The following is a 2,704-nucleotide window of genomic DNA, read 5'->3' on the forward strand; positions in this document are numbered from 1 at the left end:
GTCCACGAGCGTCCTCACGCGCTTCGCGATATCGTCCAGACCACCGCGACGCACCGATCCGCCGGTCATGTACATGTCCCGGCGCACTTCGAGCATCACGGCCTGTACTCGCGGGTCGATCCGGTAGAACCGCAGCGGCACGTAGGCGCCTTGGAACGGCTCGTTCGCGACGATCTCCCACCCATCGAACGCGGTTGAAACCGCATCTCTCAACTCCTGGGTTGCGTGGAACGGGTCGAACCCGACGCACAGCTGAGGACGGCGCAGTTCGGCATGGAGTTCATAGGGGAGGGGATCGCGAGGGAACGAGTGGATGTCGATGATGACAGCGCGATCGTGGTGCGCGAGTGCGGTCGAGGTCAGCCGTTCGATCGCCCAACCGTAGTCGTCGTAGAAGCGCCTGAGTTCGGTCGTGTCGGTCGCGGCCAGGTCGCGGATCGGCTGCCGCTTGGTGTCATGCGTGTAGAGCATGCCCATGCCGACCTCGTTCATCTCCTCGGACTCGTCGCCGAAGCGCTCGACGTCGACGACGAACCGCGAGAGCCGGTTGATGACGCGGCTGGTGCCGACGACAGCCGCAGCGACGCGATCGGTGCCGTGATCGGTGAGGGCGGCGATCTCGGACTTCAGCTCGTCGTCAGTGATCGCGAAGGGCGCGCGATGCCGCGCGGGCACGCGCGTTCCGCCGTGCGGTGCGTGGACGATGATCGGCGACGTCGCCGTTGCGTCAGCGAGCCGGACCGATGAGGTCATCATCCGTCCGTTCACCTTGGACAGGCCCCACGCGAGAGCGCACGCCCGGCAGCGCCACGCCGTGGCACCGGGTTCGATGACGCAGCCGGCAGCGATCACTCCCGGAGGCGGCGGGCCGGCCGGCATGCCGTATTCCACGCGCCACGGATCGGGTGTGCGGCAGTCGGGGCAGGCGTCTCCGCGGGAGAGGTCGGTGATCGTGGGCATTCGTGTCGCTTCCTGTCGATGGCGGGGATCCTTCGCGGAGGTGATCAGTCGTCCATGTCCATCCACACGAACGCCGTGTGGAACGGGATGCCGTGATCATTGAGCCAGGCGATCGTGGCCGACGGACCGTCGCCGGCGTCGAGGTCGCGCCAGCCGTCGGGGATCCTGTCGATCGGAACGCCCAGCGCCGCTGCCAGCAGTGCAGCGTCGGCCTCGGCGACCTCGTAGTACGCCTCGACCCAGCGGCTTTCGGCGTGCACCACGATCACGCCATCCTCGCGTCGAGTGATCTCCGTGAAGGCCCATGGATCAGACAATCGTCACCTCCGCCGCCACGCGCGCGACCGCCTCCCGCAGGAACCCCTGCGGGGCGAACTTCGGCAGCGTCGCGCGCACGTCGTCCCAGGCCTGTTCGAGCTGACCCCGCGATGCCGCGCGCCGTACAGCGCCGCAACGGATGAGGTCCGGGACCGCCCCTCGGCGCAGTGCAGGAATACGCTGCGACCTTCGGCGCGCAGCGTGGCCACAGCATCCGCCGCCTCCGCGAGGACGAAGTCGAGATTGTCGTTGCGGTCGGGCTGGTCGATGAGCCAGACCTGCACGCTCTCGAGCCCGGCGGGCACCTGATGGGTGCCGACGCGGCACAGCGAGACGACGGCATCCACCTCCGCGGGCAGGCGATCCAGCGCGGCGATTGATCCGATCCAGACGCGCTCATCGTGCGGATGTGGGAAGAGAAAGTCGCTGGACGGATACACTGTCGCACGCCCGGCGAGCGGCCACCCTTCGCGGTCGGTCCTGCCGTGGCGGACGGCGAGGGCGGCAAGCCGAGTCAGCTCGTTCGCGTCGATGCCGGGCCAGCCGTGCAGCCGGCGCTTCCAGGCGAGGCGCACCGCGCTGCCGCCATGCACCGCCCCGGCGAGCGAGCCCGCGATGGCGGCCACCGTGTCGGTGTCGCCGCCGGCACGAACCGCGCGCTCGAGGGCGTCTGTCAGTGACACCGCTCCGGTGATGGCGGAGAGGGCGCCCTGGAATGCCCGCAGCACCCCGCCATTGTCGGGGGAGAAGTCCCGTGGATGGGTCCCGGGTTCGAGAGCCTCGTCGATCAGTGCGGCCCAGCGGTCACGCCGCGGCGCAGGGATGAACGCGAGCTGGGCCCGCACGTCGAGCTCTCCGTAGAGGATCGCGTGACGGATGGCGAGGCACCAGATCGCGGACGCGTCGGCGTTGTCGTCGTCCCAGTGCGTCAGGCGCGCGATGCGGCCTGCGGCGGAGGCGAGTTCTTCGGGGGAGCGGTCGAGGTAGCCGAGCGCGATCGGACCCGTGCGCATCAGCGATCCGTTGCCGGTGCTGTGCCCGGATATGCGGTGCACCGACTCGGAGCGGGCAAGTGCGGCGGCGGCGGTCGGCTCAGCCAGATGCGACAGCACGCTGCGGGTCTGGTTGCCGACATCCTTCGAAGTCCTCGACCAGTCGCGCCAGCTCACGACGATTTCGTCGAGGGTCAGGCTGTCTTCGAGGGMGTGACCGTCCGCGAGTGAGCGGAGGATGGGCATGGCCATGCTGGTGTCGTCGGTCCATTCGCCGACGCCGTGGCCGAAGCATCCGATTCCGAACTCCGGTGTGACCTCGTCGGCCAGTGACGGACCGAACTCATACCGCGAGCCAAGCGCGTCGCCGGCGGCGGACGCGAGGATGGCGCCGACGGCGCGGTCGAGCTGCTGTGCGGACAGGTGCGTAATGG

Annotated in this window: 3 protein-coding genes; all 3 read right to left on the reverse strand. The window is 69.1% G+C overall.

Translation table 11 applies throughout. The features are described 5' to 3' along the window. Positions 1–960, reverse strand: a 960-nt coding sequence (locus AC1DVT_RS19335) for an N-formylglutamate amidohydrolase (protein WP_477390923.1), incomplete at its 3' end; no start/stop codon positions are given. Positions 961–1,004: 44 nt separating this feature from the next. Further along, positions 1,005–1,277 carry a hypothetical protein gene (locus tag AC1DVT_RS19340; protein WP_457100166.1) on the reverse strand — a complete coding sequence of 91 codons (273 nt, stop codon included), beginning with the start codon at positions 1,275–1,277 and terminating at the stop codon, positions 1,005–1,007. A gap of 3 nt (positions 1,278–1,280) precedes the next feature. Further along, positions 1,281–2,704 (reverse strand): ADP-ribosylglycohydrolase family protein (locus AC1DVT_RS19345; protein ID WP_477390925.1); only part of this gene is annotated, 1,424 nt, incomplete at its 5' end.

The sequence above is a fragment of the Microbacterium sp. P2_F9 genome (assembly GCF_056403635.1).